The sequence below is a fragment of the Agrobacterium larrymoorei genome (assembly GCF_037722385.1).
Classification (GTDB): domain Bacteria; phylum Pseudomonadota; class Alphaproteobacteria; order Rhizobiales; family Rhizobiaceae; genus Agrobacterium; species Agrobacterium larrymoorei_C.
Genome location: NZ_JBBKAQ010000003.1, coordinates 420,924 through 444,909, shown reverse-complemented (window position 1 = coordinate 444,909; position 23,986 = coordinate 420,924). Strand labels below are relative to the sequence as shown.

General features: G+C 57.2%; 21 protein-coding genes and 1 tRNA gene. 6 read left to right on the top strand and 16 right to left on the bottom strand.

Going from position 1 to position 23,986, the window contains the following annotated elements:
• Nucleotides 1-24: 24 nt before the first annotated feature.
• From WKI41_RS07475 to pcsA, 4 genes are all read right to left on the bottom strand, one after another.
• The gene (locus tag WKI41_RS07475; RefSeq protein WP_340192855.1) at nt 25-945 is read right to left on the bottom strand and encodes an ABC transporter permease; all 921 of its coding nucleotides are present in this window, start codon (nt 943-945) and stop codon (nt 25-27) included.
• The gene (locus tag WKI41_RS07470; RefSeq protein ID WP_340192854.1) at nt 945-2,033 is read right to left on the bottom strand and encodes an ABC transporter permease; all 1,089 of its coding nucleotides are present in this window, start codon (nt 2,031-2,033) and stop codon (nt 945-947) included. The genes WKI41_RS07475 and WKI41_RS07470 overlap by 1 nt, the downstream gene beginning before the upstream one ends.
• Nucleotides 2,023-3,612, bottom strand: coding sequence for an ABC transporter ATP-binding protein (locus WKI41_RS07465; RefSeq protein ID WP_340192853.1), 1,590 nt, complete (start codon nt 3,610-3,612; stop codon nt 2,023-2,025). The genes WKI41_RS07470 and WKI41_RS07465 overlap by 11 nt, the downstream gene beginning before the upstream one ends.
• A 167-nt stretch (nt 3,613-3,779) precedes the next feature.
• Nucleotides 3,780-4,511, bottom strand: coding sequence for a phosphatidylcholine synthase (gene pcsA, locus WKI41_RS07460; protein ID WP_340192852.1), 732 nt, complete (start codon nt 4,509-4,511; stop codon nt 3,780-3,782).
• A 207-nt stretch (nt 4,512-4,718) separates the two neighbouring features.
• Here pcsA and WKI41_RS07455 point away from each other — a divergent pair, with 207 nt between their 5' ends.
• Complete coding sequence (locus WKI41_RS07455) at nt 4,719-5,933, top strand: UbiH/UbiF family hydroxylase (protein ID WP_340192851.1); 1,215 nt, start codon at nt 4,719-4,721, stop codon at nt 5,931-5,933.
• Here WKI41_RS07455 and WKI41_RS07450 read toward each other — a convergent pair.
• The gene (locus tag WKI41_RS07450; protein WP_340192850.1) at nt 5,911-6,855 is read right to left on the bottom strand and encodes an AEC family transporter; all 945 of its coding nucleotides are present in this window, start codon (nt 6,853-6,855) and stop codon (nt 5,911-5,913) included. The two genes, WKI41_RS07455 and WKI41_RS07450, sit on opposite strands and share 23 nt — an antisense overlap.
• A gap of 36 nt (nt 6,856-6,891) precedes the next feature.
• A complete protein-coding gene (locus tag WKI41_RS07445) occupies nt 6,892-7,638 on the bottom strand; it encodes a cytochrome c biogenesis CcdA family protein (protein ID WP_340192849.1) in 747 nt (248 codons plus the stop codon).
• A 183-nt stretch (nt 7,639-7,821) separates the two neighbouring features.
• Between WKI41_RS07445 and WKI41_RS07440 the strand changes: the two genes are divergently transcribed.
• From WKI41_RS07440 to WKI41_RS07425, 4 genes are all read left to right on the top strand, one after another.
• Nucleotides 7,822-7,897 (top strand) — tRNA-Lys (locus WKI41_RS07440).
• 514 nt (nt 7,898-8,411) lie between these two features.
• Entirely contained in the window at nt 8,412-9,602 is a 1,191-nt protein-coding gene (locus tag WKI41_RS07435; protein WP_340192848.1) for a hypothetical protein, read from the top strand.
• A 47-nt stretch (nt 9,603-9,649) separates the two neighbouring features.
• Nucleotides 9,650-11,239, top strand: a complete 1,590-nt coding sequence (locus tag WKI41_RS07430) for a hypothetical protein (protein WP_340192847.1) — start codon at nt 9,650-9,652, stop codon at nt 11,237-11,239.
• A gap of 90 nt (nt 11,240-11,329) precedes the next feature.
• Nucleotides 11,330-11,560 (top strand): hypothetical protein, encoded by a 231-nt coding sequence (locus tag WKI41_RS07425; protein WP_340192846.1) that lies wholly within the window; start codon nt 11,330-11,332, stop codon nt 11,558-11,560.
• Between the two features lie 411 nt (nt 11,561-11,971).
• On the opposite strand, the gene WKI41_RS07420 is transcribed toward WKI41_RS07425, so the two are convergent.
• The 3 genes from WKI41_RS07420 to WKI41_RS07410 form a co-directional block, all read right to left on the bottom strand.
• Nucleotides 11,972-13,282, bottom strand: a complete 1,311-nt coding sequence (locus WKI41_RS07420) for a homoserine dehydrogenase (protein WP_340192845.1) — start codon at nt 13,280-13,282, stop codon at nt 11,972-11,974.
• Nucleotides 13,283-13,347: 65 nt separating this feature from the next.
• Nucleotides 13,348-14,568, bottom strand: coding sequence for an LL-diaminopimelate aminotransferase (locus tag WKI41_RS07415; RefSeq protein ID WP_062425410.1), 1,221 nt, complete (start codon nt 14,566-14,568; stop codon nt 13,348-13,350).
• Nucleotides 14,569-14,845: 277 nt separating this feature from the next.
• Entirely contained in the window at nt 14,846-15,805 is a 960-nt protein-coding gene (locus tag WKI41_RS07410; protein ID WP_340192843.1) for a nucleoside hydrolase, read from the bottom strand.
• Nucleotides 15,806-15,980: 175 nt separating this feature from the next.
• On the opposite strand from WKI41_RS07410, the gene WKI41_RS07405 reads away from it, so the two are divergent.
• On the top strand, nt 15,981-16,784 hold the full coding sequence (locus WKI41_RS07405; RefSeq protein ID WP_340192842.1) for a TSUP family transporter: 804 nt from the start codon (nt 15,981-15,983) through the stop codon (nt 16,782-16,784).
• A gap of 33 nt (nt 16,785-16,817) precedes the next feature.
• On the opposite strand, the gene WKI41_RS07400 is transcribed toward WKI41_RS07405, so the two are convergent.
• From WKI41_RS07400 to WKI41_RS07370, 7 genes are all read right to left on the bottom strand, one after another.
• A complete protein-coding gene (locus tag WKI41_RS07400) occupies nt 16,818-17,546 on the bottom strand; it encodes a PAS domain-containing protein (protein WP_340192841.1) in 729 nt (242 codons plus the stop codon).
• Nucleotides 17,547-17,718: 172 nt separating this feature from the next.
• Nucleotides 17,719-18,411: a PAS domain-containing protein gene (locus WKI41_RS07395; RefSeq protein WP_340192840.1), complete on the bottom strand. Its 693-nt coding sequence runs from the start codon at nt 18,409-18,411 to the stop codon at nt 17,719-17,721.
• Nucleotides 18,412-18,712: 301 nt separating this feature from the next.
• A complete protein-coding gene (locus tag WKI41_RS07390) occupies nt 18,713-19,654 on the bottom strand; it encodes a lipid A biosynthesis lauroyl acyltransferase (protein WP_340192839.1) in 942 nt (313 codons plus the stop codon).
• Nucleotides 19,655-19,657: 3 nt separating this feature from the next.
• Complete coding sequence (locus WKI41_RS07385; RefSeq protein ID WP_340192838.1) at nt 19,658-20,686, bottom strand: zinc-binding dehydrogenase; 1,029 nt, start codon at nt 20,684-20,686, stop codon at nt 19,658-19,660.
• 136 nt (nt 20,687-20,822) lie between these two features.
• Complete coding sequence (locus tag WKI41_RS07380) at nt 20,823-22,109, bottom strand: beta-ketoacyl-ACP synthase (RefSeq protein ID WP_340192837.1); 1,287 nt, start codon at nt 22,107-22,109, stop codon at nt 20,823-20,825.
• Between the two features lie 12 nt (nt 22,110-22,121).
• Nucleotides 22,122-23,318, bottom strand: a complete 1,197-nt coding sequence (locus WKI41_RS07375) for a beta-ketoacyl-ACP synthase (protein ID WP_340192836.1) — start codon at nt 23,316-23,318, stop codon at nt 22,122-22,124.
• A gap of 178 nt (nt 23,319-23,496) precedes the next feature.
• On the bottom strand, nt 23,497-23,976 hold the full coding sequence (locus WKI41_RS07370; protein WP_340192835.1) for a 3-hydroxyacyl-ACP dehydratase FabZ family protein: 480 nt from the start codon (nt 23,974-23,976) through the stop codon (nt 23,497-23,499).
• Nucleotides 23,977-23,986: the final 10 nt, after the last annotated feature.

The window sequence follows — 23,986 nt, the reverse complement described above, 5'->3', positions numbered from 1 at the left end:
GTTAGGCATGACATTCGGATTTTTTTAGCGATCCGGCACGAACGGTTTGCCGAGCGATGCCGGTGTGTTGATCAGCGTTGTGCGCCGATTATGGGAGATGATGATGAGCACGACAATAGTCGCTACATAAGGAAGTGCTGAAAGGAGCTGCGACGGTACGCCAATACCGAAGGCCTGCGCATGCAACTGGCCGATCGTTACCGCGCCGAACAGGTAACCGCCCGCCAATACGCGCCATGGTCGCCAGGACGCGAAGACGACAAGCGCCAGCGCAATCCAGCCGCGACCGGCCGACATGTTCTCCACCCATTGCGGCGTGTAAACTAGCGACAACTGCGCGCCGGCAAGTCCGGCGCACGCACCGCCGAACATCACAGCGAAATAGCGCGTGCGGATGACGTTGATACCGAGCGCGTGGGCCGAGGAATGGCTGTCGCCGATGGCGCGGATCTTCAGGCCGGTGCGGCTTTTAAACAAAAACCAACCAATGCCGAAGACGAGCGCCAGCGAGAGGTAGAAGATCAGATCTTGGCGGAAGAGGATTGGACCGATAAATGGAATGTCCGACAGCACCGGAAACACGATGTTTGGCAGCTTCACGCCCGGCACACCAACAAAGCTCTCGCCCAACATGCCGGAAACACCAAGCCCCAGAATCGTCAGCGCCAGGCCAGTTGCCACCTGATTGGTGACAAGCGTGAGTGTCAAGAAACCGAAGAGCAACGAGAAGAGTGCGCCTGCCGCAATGCCAGCAAGAATGCCGAGATAGGGTGATCCGCTCATATGCGCGGCTGCGAAGGCGCAGACCGCACCCATGACGATCATGCCCTCAACACCGAGATTGAGGACGCCGGCACGCTCTGTAACCAGTTCACCGAGCGCTGCAATGACCAGCGGCGTTGCCGCAGTGATAACGGTGAGAAGGATCGCCTGAAACATATCCATCATGCGGCTCCTTCACCGGCAGCGCTGCGCGACCAACGGATGCGGATTTTATAGAGGATCAGCGTATCACAAGACAGCACGAAGAACAGAAGCAGACCCTGGAATACGCGCACGACCTTGTCCGATATCTGCAGCGACATCTGCACTGCCTCGCCCCCGAGATAGGTGAGCGAAAGGACGAGACCCGAGGCGATGATGCCAAGCGGGTTCAAGCGCCCAAGAAAAGCGACGATGATGGCTGTAAAGCCATAGCCTGGCGAAATCGAAGGCTGCAAGTGGCCGATGGAGCCCGAGACCTCCGAGATGCCAGCAAGGCCTGCCAGCGCGCCGGAGAGGAGCAGCGAGAACCAGACCATGCCACGAGAGGAAAACCCGGCAAAGCGCCCTGCCCTTGCCGATTGGCCAAGCACGGTGACTTCAAAGCCCTTCAGCATATAGCGCATCATGAACCAGAGCCCGACGGCGGCAACGAGCGCGAAGACAACGCCCCAGTGGGCGCGGCCTGAGTCCAGAAGTTCCGGCAGGACGGCACTTTCATTGAAAGGTTTGGTCTGGGGAAAATTGTAGCCCTGCGGATCACGCCAGGCACCACGCACCAGCCAGTCGAGAAAGAGCTGTGCGACATAGACCAGCATGAGGCTGGTCAGAATTTCGTTGGTGTTGAACCGCGTCTTCAATAGCGCTGGGATGCCGGCATAAAGCGCGCCGCCCGCTGCTCCCATGATCAGCATCAGCGGCAGGATCATCGGCGATTGCCAATCCGGGTTCAGCACCGGCAGGATGGAGCCGGTAATCGCGCCGATGGTGAACTGCCCTTCCGCGCCAATATTCCAGTTGTTCGATCGATAACAGATGGCAAGCCCGACCGCGATCAGGATCAGCGGTGCTGCCTTGACGGCCAACTCATGCAGCGACCACACCTCCAGCAACGGCTCGATGAAGAAGCTGTAGAGCGCTCCGATGGGTTCTTTGCCGAGTGCCGCGAAGATAATGGCACCGACAATCAGCGTCAGCACCAGAGCCAGAAGCGGAGAGAGAAAAGCAAAGAGCTTGGAAACCCCCGCGCGTTTTTCAAGTTCAATGCGCATGGACGACCTGCTCCGTATGCCCTGCCTGGCCTGTGCTGCCTGCGTGGATGCCGCCCATCAGAAGACCGATCTTCTCACGCGTCATCTCTTTTGCCGGGTAGGCGCCGGACAGATGACCGTCGGAGATGACCGCAATGCTGGAAGAGACCTCAAAGATTTCGTCCAAATCCTGGCTGATGACGATGACTGCAGACCCTGCTTTCGCCATATCGACAAGTGCTTGACGAATGCGGCTGGCGGCACCCGCATCGACGCCCCATGTCGGTTGGTTGACAACGAGGACGGAGGGCTGGCGATCGAGCTCCCGACCGACGATGAATTTCTGCAGATTGCCGCCGGATAGCGAACCGGCGAGCGGATCTTCGCCGCTTTTACGCACATCCATATTTTGCGAAATGCGTTTGGCGGCGTTCTTGATCACCGAATGCCGGACGACTTTCAGGACGCCGCCGGTGAGAAACGCTTTCTTGTCGGATCGACAACGTGCCAGGAGAAGATTGTCGGAGAGGCTCATATTCGGCACCGCCGCGTGGCCATGGCGCTCTTCCGGGACAAAACCGGCACCCAACAAGCGGCGGCCATTGATGCCCATGCGGCCGACCGGCCTGCCGCGCAGAAAGATCGCGTCGTCCTTTGAGACGGGATACTCGCCCGAGAGCGCATCGAACAGTTCGCCCTGGCCGTTGCCGGCAATGCCTGCTATGGCCAGCACCTCACCCGCTCGCACCTTCATGGCGATATTCTTGAGCGACACCGCAAACGGCGTACGTGCGGGAACGGAGAGTCCCACGATCTCGACTGCCACATCACCAATCGTGCATTCGTCATCACGCTGAATGCCAGCGACATCGGAACCGACCATCATGCGCGCCAAAGACGCAGGCGTCTCTTGGCGCGGATCGCAGGCGCCGGTGACCTTGCCGTGGCGGAGAACCGTGGCGCGGTCGCAGATGCGCTGCACTTCCTCCAGACGGTGGCTGATGTAAAGCACCGAGCGACCTTCGGCTTTCAACTTTTCCAGTGTCTCAAAAAGCCGATCCGCTTCCTGCGGCGTCAGCACCGACGTCGGTTCATCGAGAATAATGAGCTTCGGGTTCTGCAGCAGAGCGCGGACGATCTCGATACGCTGACGTTCGCCCACGGAAAGATCGGCGACGTGGGCATAGGGGTCGAGCGGCAAACCATAGGCCTTAGAGAGCGTCTCGGCTTCGCGGGCAATTTCCTTCAGCGAAATCTTCGGATCAAGCGACAGCGCGATGTTTTCGGCAACCGTCAAAGCTTCGAACAGGGAGAAATGCTGGAACACCATGCCGATGCCGAGCCTGCGGGCCTCGCCTGGCGACGCAATGCGAACGGAATTTCCGTTCCAGACGATCTCTCCACTTGAGGGCTCAAGCACGCCGAAAAGCATCTTGACCAGCGTGGATTTCCCCGCACCGTTTTCACCGAGAAGAGCGTGAATTTCGCCAGGGGCAATATCGAGATCAATCGAATTGCATGCGGCAAATGTTCCAAACAGCTTGGTCAGCTGGCGCACGGATAAGAGGGGCAAAGCCCCGGACGTGACCGATTCCGTCACCTGTTCCCCTTTTCACCAATCGCTGCACTTCTACGAGGCTTAACGACTGGATCGACACTCTTGCACTTAAATTGGGCACTGCCCTTTATGTGTAATAAATACCTTTTTTGTGCCGCGACACAACTGGAAAACATAAGTCAGGCGATGCTTTTAAACGGCTGATTTCGTCAGCCCTTTCTTGCTCCCAAAAACGGCATGAACTGCATGACGCCGCCGATGCAATAAAGATAAATGCCAGTGAGAACCACACCTGCCACAAGCCAATCAGGCGACTGGAAATGCAGGAGCAGCGAGTAGCCGCTCAGCACGCACCACAGCAGAAAAACCGCCATGTTCAACCATCGCAGCCGCTTCACGCGCACCGGATGAAGGAAGTTGATCGGCAGGAAGGTCAGAATAACCGATACTGTTACGATAATCATCGCCGTCGTGGCACTGGCATCGATGACGAAGAGCGTGAACACCACCATATTCCAAACGACGGGAAAGCCAGAGAAGAAATACTCGTCCGTCTTCATGCCCATGTCAGCATAGTAGATCGCGCTCGACACCACGATCATGCCGGCTGCGACGAATGACCAGGGCTCTCCGATCATGCCACTCTGATAGAGCGCAAATGCGGGGAGCAGGACGTATGTGACGTAATCGATGATATTATCCAGCGTGTCGCCGGACCAGTTGGGCAAGACTTCTTTGACCTGAACTTTGCGGGCGATCGGCCCGTCGATGCCATCGACGAGGAGCGCGAGGCCCAGCCACCAGAACATGTCGACGAAACGATGCTCAGCGGCAGCCACGACGCCCAAAAAGGCCAGGAAAGAACCCGACGCTGTCAGGATATGGACGGAGAAGGCTCGGATTTCGGCATAGGGCACGCGTCTGTAGTTGAAAATCTTCATGACAGCGTAACGGCCCCGCTCTTATTCATTGTCTCTTTCCGATATGCGACCATTCACCGCTCTTTGCAACCATGCGCGAAAGCTTATCCTCGAACTTAATGAGGATGTTGCCGCATGACCATGGCATGCGGACACCAGATGGCTTCTGGATTTGACAGCACAAAGCCACTATGTGTTGGACCTAGACTGCAGGAGTGGAACAGGACGATGAAGAACTTCGAAGTTGCCGTTGTCGGCGCTGGACTTGCAGGACAGATTGCGGCTCTTGCCATTGCGCGGGCGGGCCGAAACGTCGCGCTGATTGCTCCTCAATCCGATAGAACCGATCGCCGTACGACCGCGCTCATGGATCAGTCGATCCGTTTTCTCGACCGGCTTGGTGTTTGGTCCAGAATCGAACCCTCCGCTGCGCGGCTCGCCACGATGCAGATCATCGATGGCACAGACCGCCTGTTGCGCGCGCCGACCGTCGCCTTCCGTTCGTCCGAAATCGGACTCAATGCTTTCGGCTGGAATATGCCAAATGCCGCGCTGCTCAGCGTCCTTTCGGACACCGTCGCTCATGAAAATAATATCACCCTCATCGATGCAACGGTCGATACGGTTGACGTCGGCCCTCATGACGTGTCGCTGAAACTGGCCAACGACGAGATGGTCTCCAGCAGCTTTGTCATCGGCGCGGATGGTCGAAACTCCAAGGTGCGTGAAGCAGCCGAGATCGGCGTTCGGAGCTGGTCTTATCCGCAGACCGCTGTCGTCCTCAACTTCTCCCACACGCGCCCGCACGGCAACATCTCGACGGAATTCCATACCCCAACCGGACCCTTTACCCAGGTGCCCCTGCCTGGCGATCGATCCAGCCTTGTCTGGGTCGTAAAACCGGAGCAAGCAGCGGAACTCGCAGCCTTGCCGTTAGACGTATTAAGCGCGCGCGTTGAAGAGCGCATGCAGTCGATGCTCGGCACGGTTTCGGTTGAAGAGGGCGTGCAGACATGGCCGCTCTCGAGCATGACGGCCCGCAATTTCGGTAAGGGACGTATCGCGCTTGTTGGTGAGGCTGGGCATGGCTTCCCGCCCATCGGTGCACAGGGCCTCAATCTGAGCCTCCGCGATATCATCGTTTTGACGGACATGCTGGGCACTTTGACGGGCGGCGCGATCCCGGCAGATGCAGGTGCCGCCTTCGATCGCCGCCGCCGCGCCGACGTGTTCAGCCGCACACTGAGTGTGGATCTTCTCAACCGGTCGCTTCTATCAAGCATGCTACCCATGCAGATGGCCCGTGCGGCAGGGCTTCACGTGCTTGGCAATGTCGGACCGCTGCGCGGTCTGGTCATGCGTGAGGGGATCGAACCGGGACGTGGCATCAAGGCTCTTCCCTCCCTCATCGTCGGAAGCCTCAGGCGCTCATTGCGCGAATGAAGTAAAGCACCAGCGAGACTGTGAAGACGGACAACACAGTCGAGATGAGGATGGTCGCCGAGGCTCGTTCCTGCCAGACCTGGTAGTGCTGGCCGATAACGAAGACGTTGGTGGCCGTCGGCAGCGCTGCCAGAAGAACCGCGGTCGATACCCAAATCGGGTCGAAATTGCCGAAAGAAGACATCAGAAGGTAGGCGAGCAGCGGGTGCAGGATGAGCTTGGCTGGGACGATGTAACTGATCTCCACTGGCACCCGCTTCAACGGTCTAAGCGCCAATGTCACACCCATTGCAAAGAGCGCACAGGGTGCCGCTGACTGCGCCAGATAATCCACCAGTTGCTGTACCGGCTGAGGCGGTTGCCACGCAAAAACGGCTGCCAGAAAGCCGACGATGACGGACAGGATGAACGGGTGCGTCAACACCTTGCGGGCGACATCGCCGGCGAGCCTCAAGCGCGATCGCCTGTCACCGCCGGCAATCGCCATGAGCGCTGGCGCTGCAATAAAATGCGCGGCGTTTTCCAGACAAACGATCAGGGCAACGGGAACAGCCGCTCCCTCGCCGAGTGCCAGAAGCGCTAGCCCTGGCCCCATGTAGCCGATATTGCCATAGGCTCCGGCAAAACTCTGAATGGTACAATCCGCGAAGCTATTGCGGCGCAGATAGTAACCAATGAGGAAAAGGCAAATGAAGATCGTGTATGTCCCAGCTAAGCTTAGCGCGACAAAATCCATGCGAGCCAGTTGATCGACTGGCGTTCTGGCAACGAGTTTAAAGAACAGCGCCGGAAGTGCGGCGTAGATGATGAAGGTGTTCAACCACCCGAGCGCTTCGGCTGGCTGTCGCGTGACACGCGCCGCCACATAGCCGATCAGGATCAGCCCGAAAAACGGAAACAGCAATCCGGCGATTTCAGCCATGGCCCCCTCGCCGTGCACGTCATCTCTGAAGAGGGTCTAGCCGATTTTCATCAGGATTGGAAAGCTCTCCTGAAACCAGATTGCCACATTGGTGATGAAGCCCGACATGAATGCAATACCCGTCAGGATCAGCAGCACGCCCATGACTTTCTCAACCAGTCCCAGGTGGCGTCGAAAACGCGTGAGGAAGCGCATGAAGCTGCCGGAAAAGGCAGCCGCTATCCAGAACGGGATGGCGAGACCAGCCGAATAGACAGCGAGCAACATTGCGCCCTCGCCGACGGTATTGCGGGAGGCTGCGACGCCAAGGATAGCGCCAAGCACCGGACCGATACAGGGCGTCCAGCCGAAGGCGAATGCTAGCCCCATAAGATAGGCGCCGGAGAGCGTGGCGGGTTTTCCGCCGCTTTGAAACCGTGCCTCACGCGAGAAGATGCCGATACGGAAAACGCCGAGGAAGTTCAGTCCCATAAGGATGATGATGAGGCCGCCGATCTTGGCAAGGACATCGAGGTTTTGTCGCAGCACCATGCCGATCGTCGAGGCGCCTGCCCCGAGCGCCACGAAGACAGTGGCAAAACCTAAGGTGAAGAATAGTGCTGCGAAAAGCACCGCCTTGCGGACCTGCGGCTTTGCTTCGAACCGGTCATCCTTGAACTGCTCCACGGAAATGCCCGCCATGTAGCACAGATAGGGCGGCACGAGCGGCAACACACAGGGAGACAGGAACGATAAAGCTCCAGCAAAAAGTGCTGTGAGGATCGATATATCGGCGATGGACAATGTGGCACTCCGGACAGTTCACGACGTCTTGTAGCTCCACCAAACCCTTGCCACCAATCACCTTTTTGCGGTTGCGGCAAAAAAACGCGGAAAGATGATATAATCCTGTTTTTATGGGTTGACCGCAAACGTGCCTCTACCTATGTTCCGCCCACTTCCGAGGGGCGCTTCGCCTCCACTTGGGAGAGCGTAGCTCAGCCGGTAGAGCAACTGACTTTTAATCAGTAGGTCCAGGGTTCGAATCCCTGCGCTCTCACCACCAAAACCCAAGTAATTCATCTACTTAAAAGCCTCCACAAAGGCCGCAACGACTTTTTGGAATGCAGAAAGTTTTACAGGCTGCACCTTAACGACGCTCAATCTTGCGGCCAATCACCACCCGGTGATGGGTAAGCGACTGTCGTGCCTCGTAGTGGAGCGCGACTGAAGGCGTGGCTGGGCTCCTCGATTGAGCGATGCCGGCGGCATAGGCATGTGGTTCCGGCTATCGCTATCTTGACCTGCAGTGCCCGCAACACACGCAAAGCGTGCTCTTGGTTGCGTGTTTACAGCCTCAAACTCCTCACCTTACATCGCTCTCCCGTCTACGCGCTGGAGACTCAACGATGAATGCTCGCCTCCTTGTTTTCGCTCTTCTTTTCTTTCCTGCCTCCGCCGCTTTGGCAGACTGTCCGGCACCTACAGACAATAGTTTTGCAGCAGCCGCCAAAGCTAAGTTTGACTGTTCGAGCAGCCTGCCACTCAAAGGGCACGAGACGGATCGGAAGTTTCAGATGCATTATGATTTTCCCAAAACCTTGCCCGACAACAGCAAGCTTCCTTGGTTGACGGTCGATCCGTTCAAGAATCCTGCGGACTATATGCAGTCGATTCTGAACTACGTTACAAAGGTAAACGCGCGGCCGGATGTCGATTGGCGGATCGAGGACAACAAAGAAGAGCAGTGGTGCGACGCGCCTTGGTTCTTCATGTTGCGCGAGCCCCTGCGCGGTATGACAACGGAGCGGTGGTCACGGCCCAAGGAACTGCATGCACTGCAAAGGGACTGGGAGCGCAACTTCGCTGTCGGCATCTATAACGATGTCGCATGCTACGGCTTCGGTCAAATCTGGAAAGATCCTGCCTTCCCCAAGACTCGTGATTTCGCGTTTGCGGAAGGCGCGGTTTCAGCGAAGATGCTCTTTACCACTGCCACACCTTCAAGCGTTCCTTATCTTGCCGGCTCGAAAGAATGGGACGTGGCTGGGCAGAAGGATGGCAGCGTCATGACCATGCGCCTTCTGCAGCTGGATCTTTCGGTAAAGGACAAGCGTTCGCCGAATGGCTGGTTCTTCGGGACCTTCATGTATAACGCCATGCAGCCCGGCAACACGCCTTATGAGCGGCTGGTGCCTGTCGGCCTCATCTGGGGCAGCGATCCAGGGCTCAACGCGAAAGCTTATCTTGAACAGGCAGCGACGCCCAAGGAACGCTGGGTCAATCCGGATGTCGCTTCCATGTTCTACGCCCTTCCCCGCCAAAATCTTGGCCTCTTTGGTCGCGCAAACGGCCCCGTCGACAACCCGACATCGGCATGTATCACCTGCCATCAGCGTGCCAATGATTGGGGCACTGCCGTCCTGCCGGATACGCCCGAAGCGACGCAAGCGGCAGCACTTCTGCCTGATGTCCCTGCCAATCCTTATGATGACGCGGCGATTGCTGCCTACTTCCGCAATATCGGGAAGAATTCGCCCGTCGCCGATACCCAGTCGCTTGACTACGTACTGCAAGTGTCAAAAGGAATTGCTGCATTTCGCAACTGGGTGAAGACCGATTTCCCTGATCACACTGCATCGACGACCGATGTTACGCCCTACCCGTTCAAGCCAGCCGAGGCTCGCCTCATGGCGCCAGCCAATGCCGACGCCGCAAGACCGGACGAAAATGAGCAGGATCCAACGGGAAGGCTTTTCCTCCGCTAATACGACCTGATATGCATAGGCGTGATTTGCCTTCGGGGGGCGCACCTATGCTGTCGTTAAACGTCTTTGGTCAACTCCGGATCGGCGATCCGGATGGAAATGACCGAGCACCGCGATCAGCCAAGGCTCGCGGTCTTCTCGCTTTGCTGGCAACGGCGCCGCATTATTCCAGAAGCCGGAGCTGGCTGCAGGACAAGTTGTGGAGTGATCGAGACGCCAGAAAGGGCTCGGACAGCCTGCGCCAAACGCTTGTCGAGATTCGAAAAGCGTTTGGCCCCTATCAAGAAATCTTGCAGGCCGACCGCGAAAAGGTTGCCCTCGACCCATCTCGTTTCAAGGTCAGCTATCGCCTTGTCGAGTCGTTGGGTGATTGGGGTGATGAACAGGACGCCTTTGCTGGCATCGACATTCCTGACCCCGAATTCGAGGACTGGATTCGCGACACTCGATCGTCGCTTGCCGAGAAGGCGCGCGTCGGCGCTTTCGATGCACCGCACGCATCTGCGCCACCGAAGCCAGCAATCTTCTTTCAATTTCATTCCGACACTCAGTCAGCCAGCGAGTTGATCAACTCCCGCATGATGACGCTGACGACGGCATCTCTTCATGACCTGGACGACTTTCAGATCTTTCCACACATCCCGGATGCGGCCCGTGGCATCTCGCGTCAGCCTATCAGTGGTCTTTCCGTCTCCGTCCGAACCGCAACGATGGGACGACACAGCCACATTAGCTTCACGATCAGCCACGCAGAGACCGGCAGGCTTTACGCGTCGCGCATCGAGAAGCTGGCAAGTTCTTCTGAAGAGGCCCTGCATCATCTGTGTGGCACTTTAGTCCAGGCCATCCTCATTACATTGCGTGAGAGGAAGGACGATCTTGCGATCTCGAACTGCGCGGCACTTTTGGCCAGCAATGCTCGCAATCTGATCTTTCGCTTCGACCGTCAAAGTCTTTCAGAAGCGGACAAACATCTTAGCTATGCGTACGAGCACGATCCTCGACCGCAATATGTCGCGTGGCGGGCCTTTCTTCGCAATATGGCGCAATTCCAACATCGTAGTACTGCCTTCCTCGGCGACGAGATTACCTCAACGGAACTCGTGCAGGAGGCTCTGCGCCAGGATGGAAACAGCCCGGGCATCCTCAGTATAGGGGCGCATCTGGAATATCTTGGCGGAGGATCGAGCCGCGGATCGCTGAAGCTCGCCGAGCGGGCTGCCCAACTCGATCCGCTGAACCCGATGAATATGGCGATCCTGTCCAATGCAGAACTTGTTCTCGACAAGTTGAGGGCAAGCCGCAGGTCGGCAACAAAAGCTCTGGAACTGACGGGCGGTGGGGAGCACCGCGCCTTCGTCGAATTCTTCTGCTGCATGTCGGCCGCGGCTGTCGGCGACTATGACGCAGCCATCGGTCATGCGGAGGCTGCTCTTATTTTGCGGCCTGCCTTCCGGGCGCCATTGCGTTATTTGATCGCCCTGTACATCCAAAAAGGGATGACGATACATGCGGAACGCGCCATCGGCCAGTTGCAGTTGCTTGAGCCGGACTTTACGCCGGCCCGTTTCCTCGATGACGATTATCCCGTCACCACGATGCGGCGCATCAGACTGATCGACACTATTTCCGCGTAATCTTATATAGTCTTGATACCGTTGGTTGATTCACGCTGCAATCACGATGATGCACTAGTTTGAGTGCGTTAAGACACATGAGGGCAGACTATGAGTGACACCAATATCGTGATGGACCATTTGCGCGCAGCCTTGCTTGCCACGCCGAAGGAAAGCACGTTTCTTACCTATCTCATCCAGATGGCGCTGATTGAAGGAAGCAATGCATCTCAGGATCGCTTCGCGAACCAGGACATCGCTTTGGATGATGACACGGAAAGCCACCGCAGGGTGTACCCGACGCCATCAGAAAAGAGCTACCCAGCTCAGGCCTACGCGTGATTTGTATCTAAAGCGCCATGCGCCTTTTCCCACGCAAAGGACGCTTTGGCTCTTTGAATCTACGCAGCGCTTATCAAAGATCGATCCCGATTTTCGGGTCTATGCCTCAGCCGTTCGCAACAGGGATGCCTCTTGGCGATACGCATTCGCCAAGACTTTTTTTCGAGGTCACACGCTGAAGCGACATGAATGGCGTGTCGAGACCACGTGACCTGAGAGTGTATAGAGACGCGCATCGGATCATGCGGGCTTTGGGATCATCAGGACGCTCTCTGCGTGAGCATGCACCGTTTCCCCTTGTGCAAATCGGTATATCAAGAAATGAAAAGCCCGGACGCAACTGCCTCCGGGCTCTGTTTATCCATCAAGTTTTATCGGATGAAGACGCCCGCAAGCCGTCGGTGCTATCTCTTATGTGCGCTCAATGCGAATGACCTGCGGTTCGCTTACCAGATATTTCTCGCTCTTGATGGCCTTCACCGCCTTACGGATTGCATCTTCCATCGTAGCGTGCGTCACGAGGATAATGGTCTGAGCTCCCTGCTCCATCGGCACCTGAGAGCGCTGAACGATTGATTCCAGAGAGATGTTGTTTTCCGCCATGCGGGTCGCTATCGACGCAAACACGCCGGCCTTGTCCTTCACAGTCAAGCGGATGAAGTAGCCACCTTCGTGGCTCTTCATCTTGGCACGACGATAATCCGTGAGGGACTTTGCAGGACGGCCAAGCACCGGCACCTGCTGGGCACCGGGTCGGCTCTTGGCGATATCGGCGACATCGCCCAGCACCGCAGACGCCGTGGCGTTGCCGCCGGCACCAGGGCCAACCATCAGCAATTCACCGAGAATATCCGATTCCACCGCGACCGCATTGGTCACCCCATCGACCTGCGCGATAACGGAATCGAGCGGCACCATGGTCGGGTGGACACGTTGCTCGATGCCGGACTCGGTCAGTTGGGCGACACCGAGAAGCTTGATGCGATAGCCGAGGTCGGCAGCAGCTTGAATATCTTCGATGGAGATATTGGTGATGCCTTCAAGATAGATGTCGTCGGCGGCAATCTTGGAGCCGAAAGCGAGCGTCGTCAGGATCGCAAGCTTATGAGCCGTATCGTTACCCTCGATATCGAAAGCCGGATCGGCCTCCGCGTAGCCGAGACGCTGCGCTTCCTTGAGGCAGGCTTCAAAGGACAGACCTTCCTTTTCCATCTTGGTCAGGATGTAATTGCACGTGCCGTTCATGATGCCGTAGATGCGTGACACATGGTTGCCCGTCAGCGATTCACGCAGCGCCTTGATGATCGGAATACCGCCAGCAACGGCCGCTTCGAAGTTAAGCAGGGCGCCCTTCTCTTCCGCCATCTTTGCCAGTTCCACGCCGTGCTTTGCCAGCAGCGCCTTGTTTGCCGTCACCACATGGAGACCACGAGAGAGAGCGGCGCGAACAGCCTTTTCTGCCGCACCAGATGCGCCGCCGACGAGTTCGACGAAGACATCGATATCGGCCTTTTGCGCCATGTCTTCCGGTGTGTCGAACCAGGTAATACCCGAGAGATCAAGGCCGCGGTCACGCGAGCGATCGCGTGCCGACACAGCAATAATCTCAATTGCGCGTCCGCAGGTAATCGCAAGTTCGTTGCTTCTCTGCTGGAGGATGCGCACGAGCGAAGAGCCGACAGTGCCGAGTCCCGCTATGCCGATTCTCAATGAATCTGCCATGGGTATATTCCTGATTTGCTTTAATGAAAGAGGTGGCCGGAACCGGCCACCTTGGCGGGTTGCCCTTATCTGTGGGCGTTGAGCGAGACGACGTTGTGAAGCGTGTCGTCCGCTGTCGACAGGAAGCGCTTGAGATTGCGCGCGGCCTGACGAATCCTGTGCTCATTCTCCACGAGCGCGAGGCGAACGTAATCGTCGCCCATTTCGCCGAAGCCGACCCCCGGAGCGACCGCGATATCGGCCTTCTCGATCAAGAGCTTGGAAAATTCAAGCGAACCGAGGTGGCGGAATTTTTCTGGAATTTTTGCCCAGGCGAACATGGTGGCAGCCGGTGGCGGAACTTCGAAACCGGCCTTGCCGAATGTATCGACCATGACGTCGCGACGGCGGCGATAGACGTTACGCACTTCGGCGATATCGGAGCCATCGCCGTTCAGAGCGTGCGTGGCTGCAACCTGGATTGGCGTAAATGCACCGTAATCGAGATAGGACTTCACGCGTGTCAGTGCAGCGATCAGACGTTCGTTGCCGACTGCAAAGCCCATGCGCCAACCGGGCATGGAGAAGGTCTTCGACATGGAGGTGAATTCCACCGATACATCCATGGCGCCCGGTACTTCCAGAACGGATGGCGGCGGGTTCTTCTCGTCGAAGTAGATTTCCGAATAGGCAAGGTCGGACAGCACGATCAGGTCGTGCTTCTTCGCAAACGCGATCACGTCCTTGTAGAAATCCAAAGACGCCACGTGAGCGGTCGGATTGGATGGATAGTTGATGATCAGGGCCAGAGGCTTCGGGATCGAATGGCGCACAGCGCGCTCAAGCGGACCGAAGAAGGTTTCATCCGGCTCGACATTCATCGAACGGATGACGCCACCTGCCATCAGGAAGCCGAAGGCATGGATCGGATAGGTCGGGTTCGGACAAAGGATCACGTCGCCGGGCGCGGTGATCGCCTGCGCCATGTTGGCGAAACCTTCCTTTGAGCCCAGCGTTGCGACAACTTGGGTATCAGGGTTCAGCTTCACACCAAAGCGGCGCGCGTAATAAGCGGCCTGGGCGCGGCGAAGGCCTGGAATGCCTTTAGAGGACGAGTAGCGATGGGTGCGCGGGTCCTGAACGACTTCGCAAAGCTTGTCGACGATTGCCTTCGGTGTCGGCAGATCTGGATTGCCCATGCCAAGGTCAATAATATCCGCGCCACCCGCTCGCGCGCTCGCTTTCAAACGGTTGACCTGTTCGAAGACGTATTGCGGCAGACGCTTGACCTTGTGAAACTCTTCCATCTCTTTCCTCATGGAAATGGACCGGCTTATCCGGTCCACACTAGCGTTCGTTTTTTGGTTTGAAACATAAGCCCCACACGAACAAATCGGACCTGTGCTGTTCATTGTAGCGCAAGCGGTGGAAAACACGAATTGGTTTTCCCGAAACGCCACGCTGTTACCGACGCTTTGCCCGATCGAGCGTCGCGACATCTACTTGTGCAGATCGTGCCTGCATAACGCCAGATTCTTGTAAAATGCAAGGCAAAGCCGCCGCGCGAACGGCGGCTCCCCTCAATCAGCCACGTTCGCCACGCACAATTGCGGAGCGGATGACCGAAAGCACACGATCTGCCTCGATCTTCGTGCAAATCTTCTGGCTAGGATGGCCATCCCAATTGCCCGGCGGGAAGGTAACACCATCCGGCTTCTGAATTGTCTGGCCGTCGGCGAGACCGCCGCAAACGACGCGGATCGCGCCGGTTCGCGTTTCGAAAAGTTCGGGGTTCGTCAGATAGACGCAGGCACAAGAATCGTGGACGACCATGCCGTCGCCTGTGCGCATGTTGTAAAAGCTGATGTAGAACTGCGAGAGGTCGGACAGAAGCTGAACGGCCGCGCCATTTTCCTTGACCATATCCGCCAGAAAACCGGAGGTCATGACCGTTTTCGTGGTGACGTCCAGACCGATGACGGTGACCGGCCACGGCGCGGTGAAAACGACATCGGCCGCTTCGGGATCGCCGTGAATGTTCGCCTCCGCTGCAGGGCTGACATTGCCGTTGATATCGAAGGCCCCACCCATGATGATGACCTCCTTCACCAGAGCCGCGAAATCGGGATCGGTCTTCAGAGCGAGCGCCAGATTGGTCATGCGACCAACGGCAATCAACGTCACTTCGCCGGGATTTGCCTTGACGGTATCGATGATGAATTGGTGGGCTGCGCGGGGATCGAGCGGCACATCCACCGTTTCCGGGACGCCAATATTTCCAAGCCCATCATCGCCATGAATAAAGGTTGGGAAATGACCCTCGGCACGCGATGGATCGAATGTCTTGCCGGCGCCTTTGGCAACCGGTGCATCGATCATCCATTGCTGCTTCAGGAACTGCGCATTGCGGGTGGTAATCTCGATTGGCGCGTTGCCAAAAACGGTCGTGACCCCGATGAGATCGATGTCAGGGTGACGATGCAGAAAAAGCAGCGCCATTGCATCATCAATACCCGGATCTGTGTCGAAAATTACCTTCTGCATATGTCCCTCATTTAAATTCGGTGGCCTGCTTTGCAGCTGCGTTCGGCGCACAATAACCTCCTGTGCGGACTGCGCAATCTTTTCCGTCCGTCCATTAGCGCCACCTGCAAAAGCGGTTGCGGGACAAGGCATTCAGTGCCACAAGCGGCCAGCAAAACATTCCGGATGCCTCCCAGTGCAAGACGTCGCCCTCCAGCTTTTCATCGTTCTGTTCTTTGTCGCCGTCTTTGCCGGCTTCGTCGATTCGATTGCCGGAGGCGGAGGATTGATCGTGCTGCCGGCCATGCTGATCATGGGCATACCGCCACTGGAGGCACTGGGGACCAACAAGTTGCAGGCCCAGTTCGGCTCGGCTTCCGCAACGATCGCCTATGCCCGCAAGGGCCATGTCAATCTAAGACAACAGCTTCCGATGGCCGTTATGGCGCTGATCGGCGGAATGGCCGGGGCGTTTATCGCGTCCTTCGTTCCGGCCGATATACTCAGGGCCATCATGCCATTTCTGCTCGTTGCGATTGCCATCTACTTCGCCTTCAAGCCGAATCTGAGCGATATCGACAGCCATCGCCGCATCACCCCATTTCTGTTCGGCGTGACTGTCGTGCCGTTGATCGGCTTTTACGACGGCATCTTCGGCCCTGGTGCCGGCTCGTTCTACATGCTCGCTTTCGTCGGCCTCGCCGGCTTCGGCATGTTGAAAGCGACCGCCCACACGAAGCTTTTGAACTTCGGCTCGAATATCGGCGCCTTCATCGTGTTCACATTCAACGGTGCAACTCTTTGGAAGCTTGGGCTGGTGATGGGCCTTGGGCAGTTTCTCGGCGCCCAGATCGGATCCGGATTGGCGATGAAGAACGGCGCAAAGATCATTCGCCCGCTCCTGGTCATCTCCTGCCTCGCCATGGCAGCCAGACTTATTCTAGATACGAGTGCGCCCTACTCTCTCGGCTGGATCTTCGGCAAGCTCAGCGGCGCTTGATCTTCAGATCAAGCGAAAACTCGAAACTTTTTCCTAGCCGCACTCAAGTGTCGCCATTTCATCCATGTTGGTCAGCACCACAACCGCGCCCATGACGTGATTGTTAGATGCACGCAACGGCGTCATCCGGCATCGCGTGGAAAACCGCTGCCCGTCCTGGTAAGCGTGATGAATATAGCCAACCTTCTCCCCGGCAAAGCAACGATCCAAGGCGGGCTTTGCCTGCAAGTAGAAGCCGTCTTCACCAGTAAACTCGGTGACGTGGCAGCCGATGAGCGACAGCCTCGTCCGGTTCTTCATTTTGGCATAGGCATGATTGGTATAGAGATAGCGGTAATCGCTGGTGACAACGATAATGTGGTCGTCGAGACTGTCGAGAATCGCGTCGTTGAACAGCGGCTGCTCATAAAATGCAGGCGCTAAAACCTTGGGTGGCTGAGTGATTGCAGAAAAAACGTCTGCGCCGAATTGATCTGAATGATCTCGGAAGTACCGGTCAATCAGCCCAGACATCATCACGCTTCGGCGCACAACCGCCAACCTATCGTCAGCTTCGTCACGCACGAGCGTGCACAGAAACTGGAATTGTCTGTAGAGCTCATCCTGACTGGACGCTTGATGAGCCAGAATGTCGTTGACGATCGCCTGAATCTCTCTGTCAAAAGATTGGACAAGCGTGTCCTCACCCCGGTTGATAGCCTGCTGCAACTGCAGGCTTTTGATCGCAAAGGCCTGAAAAAAATCCTGGAGCAAAGTGTCCATCCACGTTCACTGCGAATAACTCGGAAATACTCTCCGACCGCAAGTTTGGCCGTACCAATCCGCCACAGCAATACTACCCGCATCGCCGTCGTCAATATACCATTTATAGTAGTATTTTCATGAAAAGCGAAGCCCCGACTGCCATCGGGGAATGGCCGCGACCGATGCTGGCTTACGCGACCACGCGCGTGCGGCGATCTTCCAGCTCCTTGACCACCACAATGGCGCCAACAAGCTTGTAGGAAGGCGAATAGCAGGGGGACATCTCGAAGGACTTGACCACTGTATGCCCAAGTGCGTCCTCGGCATAGGTGTACTTCTCAGCCTCACCCTTGAAGCACGCATCGAGCTTCTCACGAAACGCCTGCTGGAAGTGGTGGATGCCGACCAGCTCGGCAATGTGTTTGCCGATGATTTCACTGCGATCCGATTGCAGCGACGCTGCGTTGGCGGAATTAGTGTAGTTGATGCGGTAGCCAGGAGAGACAACAACGACACGATCGTCCAGGTCTTCCAATCGATCTTCATCCAGAATGATGTAGGGGCTCCATGGCGCATCTTCGTCATCCGGCGTGCTGCCATCGCGCGGAAGACCCGCGCCGATATAACGATCGACAAGCTTGCGAAGAACGTCGGCATTGCGCTGAACGCAACCGATGTCTTCCGCCTCTTCGTTCAGAAGATCGATAGCGAAACGAAACTGTTCTAGAATTTCCGACGACGAAGCGTTCTTTCTGCCGATTATATTATCGAGCAGAGTTTCCAGCTCTTTGTCGAGCGCGGCGACCTTGGGCGCTTCATTGCGAAGAACTGCGCTTTTCAGCTCCGCATAACGCTGCCAGAATAATTCGATTTTTCTCTTCAACTCAACACTCCCGAGACGCAGGCATTCAAGCTGCCCAATCCTCTCCGGGCGCACACGCGATTATCTGCACGATGTGCCCGTAAAGCATGATGTAAGGAGTTGCAAGATCACCACACCAGCACATTCACCCATATCACAATCGGCGGTGTCATTACAAATCCGAGAAATAGTAAGGAAGAATAAGCACGTATTATCTTGAAGCACGCCGGCTAAAGCAGCGCAGAGCAAAATCTCTCTGCCTCATGTGGTCTAGTAATACCCCAAGTGGTAGACAGCATTATTGAAAAGGATCGACCGACTTTCAATCCGCCGTCTTGACCTGTTCCTTGATGTGCCAGCGATCGTGGTACCACAACCACTGACCCGGGTATTCACGCACCCAGCTTTCGACCTTATCGTTCAGAAGCTGTGCGGTCTTCTGAATGTCAACGCTGCCCTTTTCGTTGAGCGGTATTTCGACTTTGGGCTCGATTTCCAGACGGTAGCGATTATCCGGCAGGCGGATGCATCGCGCCGGATAGACATCGCAGCCGAACTGGCGCACCAGCTTGGCAAGTAGCGGATTCGTCTGAACATTATGTCCGAAAAACTGGGTGGGAAGACCTTTGCGAAACTTCTGATCAACGAGCACGCCAACGCCCGCCCCTCGCTCCAGCTGCCTCGCCAACGCGAAGGATGAGCCTGCATGCGAAGGAACGAGCTTGCCCATCCGCTCCTTACGGAAATTGAAGATTTTCTCTGCCACGTAAGGATTGTTCGGAGGACGGAAGAGCACAGTCACGTCAAGGCCGAAGGCTGATCCGGCGACAGGTAGAAGCTCAAAATTTCCGGTATGGGCCGTGAAGACGATGAATGGGCGTGGATTGTCCCGCAGCTCAAGAAAGTTGTCGATGCCGACAACCTCGATTCGGCCGGGCTTGGTCTGCTCCGGGTCGTAATCGAATAGTCGGTCAAGAAAGACATATTCGGCTGCGAGCCGCCCCATATTCCCCCAGCTGTCGAGCGCGATGTCCAGACGCTCTTCTTCGGTCTTCTCCGGATAGGCGCGAGCGAGGTTGAAGAGCATCAGCTTGTGGCGTGGCGTCTTAGGCCCAAGTTTACGCGCAATGCGATCGGCAAAGTGAATGGCGGGATCGGCCGGCAAGAGCTTCAGCATGTTCAAAAAGCCGAACGCGATGGTCGCGTTCAGCCACTGGCGAAAGTTCTCAAGCGCCAGAACAATGCGCGTTATAAAAAGCTTCACTGATCAATCCATCCGCAGAACGATCTTACCGAAGACCTGACGGGTCTCCATGCGTTCCAGAGCCATGTCGATATCGTCGAAGGTTACTTCGGTATCGATTACCGGATGTACAAGGCCACGCGCCATTTTCTGCATGGCATCGGCCATGTTCTGCATGCGGCAACCAAAAGAACCAAGCAGCTTGAGCTGCTGCTGGAAGAGCATCATCAGGTTGATTTCGGTCGAGACGCCCGAGGTCGAGCCACAGGTGACGAGACGACCACCGCGCTTCAGCGAGAACATGGAGCCTGCCCAGGTATCCTTCCCGACGTGCTCGAAGACGACGTCGACGCCCTTCTTCTTGGTCAGCTTGCGCACGACACCTTCGAATCGATCCACGCGGTAGTTGATGACATGATCGGCACCCAACGCTTTAGCGCGTTCGATCTTGTCGTCCGAACCGACCGTGGTGATCACTGTGCAGCCCATCTTCTTCGCCAGCTGAATGGCCGCCGTGCCAATGCCAGAGCCACCGGCATGAACGAGGATCGTTTCACCGGGCTGGAGCTTGGCATTGTCGAACAGCATGTGCTCTACGGTACCGAAGGTCACCGGTGCAAGCGCGGCTGCCACAGCATCGACGCCAGGCGGAGCCAGAACCAGCTGACGGGCGGGGATGTTGATCTTTTCCTGCGCAAAGCCATCGAGGTGGAAACCGTGGACGCCGCCGACATTTTCACACAGGTTGTCACGACCCGCGACGCAGTGATGGCAACGACCACAGATGCGCGCGCCGTAAATGGAGACCAGCTGGCCGGGAAGAACATTGGAGACGCCAGGACCGATGGCCTCCACCACGCCCGAGGCTTCTGCACCAATCGTCAAGGGCATCTTGCGCTTGGCAAAGGCCATGCCGCGCCAGCCCCAGACGTCGATGTGGTTCAGCGCGACCGCCTTGACCCGCAGCGTGACCTCACCGGGTGCCGGCGCTTCCGGCTCCGGCAGATCCACCTTTTCGAGCTTACGGTCGTCGACGAGTTGAAGAGCGCGCATAATAGAAGTCCTTCGCCCGAAGGCGTTAAAGCGTTTTCGATCGAGAGCGCCGCTCGCCCGCATGGACACGCAAAGGCGGCTCTCCTTTGTTTACAAGTGCATCGGACGCGTTAGGGCCGATACGTTGGGGAACCGATTAAGCCGGTTCCCGCGTCATGACAAGGCTTGCGTTCTGGCCACCGAAGCCAAAGGAGTTGGACAGCACGGCACTCACCTGAGCATCCCGCTTCACATTCGGCACCACGTCCAGCGCAATCGTCGGATCAGGATTGTTGTAATTGATGGTTGGCGGAAGTGTGCCGGTCAGCATGGTCTGCAAGGAGAACACGGCCTCGACCGCTCCTGCTGCCGTCAGCGTGTGGCCGATCATCGACTTGTTGGAGGAGACCGGGATCGACTTCAAACCGTCACCGAAGACTGCAAGCATGGAGCTATACTCCATCTTGTCGTTTTCCGGCGTGGAGGTGCCATGGGCATTGACGTAGCCGATATCGCTTTCGGAGAAGCCGGCATCGGAAAGTGCTGCACGGATCGTCGCAATCGCAGGACCGCCATCTGGCGAGGAGCGCGTGCGGTGGAAGCTGTCTGCCTTCTCGCCGGCACCCTTGATGATGCCGAGAACCTTTGCGCCCCGCGCTACCGCCGCTTCAAGCGATTCCAGAACCAGCGTCGCAGCACCTTCGGCAATGACGAAACCATCGCGATCCTTGCTGAAAGGCTTAGACGCTTTTTCCGGTGGATCGTTCTGCGTCGACAAGGCCGACAGAAGCGAGAAGCGGATCAGCGCTTCCGCGCTGACCGATCCGTCCGTTGCAACCGTCAGCGCGCGATCCGTGCGCCCCTGGCGGATGGCTTCGACGCCGAGCTGGATAGCTGTTGCGCCGGAAGCGCAGGCCGTCGACAGCGTGACCGGAAGGCCACGTGTGCCGAACTGATCGGACAGCCGCTCCGAAATCGCACCGAACAATGCGGCTTCCTGGAAGGCCGGATCGGGACGCTCACGAAGAGCGGACATGAAGCGATCATAGGCGTCGCCCGGTTTTGCGGCAGGCGGCGAACGGTCGGCAAGCTCGAAGCGGGCGCTCCATTCCGGTTCGATCGGCGGTGCCGCAAGAAACAGCGGTCCGTTGAAATCGCCGGATAGTCCGGCCTGTGCCAAAGCTTCGATCGTGGTTTCGCGCGCGAAAGCGAAGGACCGCTCGACGGAATTGGGTGCAGGGATATCGATGAAATCGACCGTGCCACAAATCTTGGTGGAGAGGTTGTCTGTCGGAAAGCGGGTGATCTTGTGGATGCCAGATTTGCCGGACGTCAGAGCCGACCAGTTATCTGAAAGTCCCTGCCCCAAGGAGGTGATGATGCCCATGCCGGTGACGGCAACGATGGGACGGCCAAGGTGATCCTTGAAAGTGCTGGATGCCATGGTCTTAACTCCTCAAGCGTCTTTAGAAAGAACGGCAACACCTTCACCGCGCACATGGCCAACCGTGGTCACGACCGCTTCGGTTGCGGAAGCCGCCATCGGCTTTTCTGCCGCACTGTCGAAAGGTGGGACCTTCGCGCCGCTCTCGAGCGCAAGGGCGGCAAGCGCCAGACCAAGCGGAAACTGCGCTTCCAGTCCATGGCCGGTGACACCACCGAAGCCGCGAATGGCAGCATGCGGCAGGGTCTTTTCGAGGATGTCCTTTTCGCGGGCTGTCAGGCCGTCATAGCCGCTGGCGCCGGAAAACACCACTGTGTCTGCCGCATCCTTTGCGGGTGCAAGCAGGCGTCCAAGACGCGTCTCAAGCTTGCCTTCATCACGATTGCCGCGATCGCCTTCGATCGCGTCGATGCGTGCGTAAATCTTCGCCCCACGCGCTTCAGCGCGCTTGCGCGATTCCAGCACAAGAAACGCGCCGACAGAGCCGGTAATCATGCCACCTCCCTCGCCTTCCATGCGCGACCACAGCGGCTGCCAGTCGCCTTGAGCATGCGCGCCAACCGCTTCGAACAGCAGCGTCATATCGGGACGCTCGGCGGCGAAAGCACCACCGACCAGCGCATGGCTCGATTCGCCTGAGCGAATTCGGTAGAAAGCGGTCTCGACGGCTGAGATGCCTGCCCCCTCTTCACCCATGAAGGTGCGTGAAGAGCCCGTGACCTTGTGAACGATCGAAATATTGCCAGCCATCAGATTGGAAAGCTGGGCGAGAAACAGCGTCGGACGAAGTTCTGTCGTCAGCTTTTCATTGAGCATGACTTCGCGGTCGTTGCGCTTCAGGCCTTCATCGACAATCAGCGTATCGACATTGATGTCGCGCTCTCCGCCTCCGGCTGCAACGATCATGTCCATCGTGCCGCAGGCTTCAGCGTCTTCCTTCAAGCTAGCATCGTCGAGAGCAAGACCGGCGGCAAACACGCCGAGGCGCTGCCAGTTTTCCATCTGGCGCTGATCCTTGCGCCCAATTTGAGCGGACCAGTCGATCTCCGGTAATGGATGAATGGGATAAGGAGCAAACTTTTCCGTTTCAACGATCGCCTCAGGCGTCGTGGTGCTGGAGAGCAGCGCAATATGGGCATCTTTACCGACGCCGTGACAGGTCACGATACCGACCCCGGTAATCACCACATCATTGTCAGACTTCATCATCCGTGATCCTTCGTCGCTTTTCCGAGACGCAGTCTCGGGCGAGCCTCACAAGCGGCAGAGAAGCCGCACTTGCCATGCGGAATAATGCGCGCGATGCAGCTTTGCAATGGCGAAGGCCAAATGACCTCTCGCAGTGCGTGACTTTTCAGCATTTTAAACGCGAAGACAGCGTTTTTGATCAGGCGGAAGTGTCGGCGGCAATGGCCGCCATCAGGCCCACTTCCTCAGCGCGCTTCTTGATGATCGGCGCGAGCGGAATTTCGGAAAACGGCATGGTGCGAAGCTTCAGCTGCGCGTCGCAGACTTTCTTTCCGCCCGAGGTGATCTTCGCCTTCGTAACCGCAAAGCCCGATCCGTCATGTTCCAGATAGGCTTCGATATCGAGTTCGGCATTGGGTTCGACGAAGGTGCGCATCTTGGCACTATCGACCGACATCAGGAACGGCATGGCGGCGAAATCAGTCATGGCGAGAACCAGCATCCCGGATGTCTGGGCCATGGTTTCGATCAAAAGTACGCCTGGAACCAGCGGCATGCCAGGAAAATGTCCCTCGAAAACCGGGCTCTTGTCCGGCACGACCGATCGCGCCTTCAAGATGCGGGCTGATCTTTCGATAGACTCGATTCGGTCCACCATCTGGAAATATTCGAGAAGCATCTTTTGTCCG